The sequence below is a fragment of the Oleiphilus sp. HI0086 genome (assembly GCF_001635225.1).
In genome coordinates this window covers 1-238 of the sequence record NZ_LWFZ01000589.1, presented here as the reverse complement: position 1 = coordinate 238, position 238 = coordinate 1, and the positions used below count along the sequence as shown (strand labels likewise).

The following is a 238-nucleotide window of genomic DNA, read 5'->3' as shown; positions in this document are numbered from 1 at the left end:
TTCCGACATCAATATATTTGAATTATCGGAACAGACAGGTAAACACGAAGCGCTCAATACCATTACCCTCTCTACTTCACGTCATTACTTACAGGGCTTGTATCTGGAAGAAACACTCGAAAACAAAAAACTTATTTCAATCGCTAACGAATACGCTCAAGTCTATAGCGACTACTTCTGGCACTGGAGTGATAGCCGTATCAGTATTGATATGTATGACGTGGAAACACCTGAATCC

Annotated in this window: 1 protein-coding gene; it reads left to right on the top strand. The window is 40.3% G+C overall.

Translation table 11 applies throughout. The features are described from left to right. The coding region (locus tag A3756_RS27590; RefSeq protein ID WP_197481239.1) for a hypothetical protein at positions 1–238 on the top strand (238 nt) is incomplete at both ends.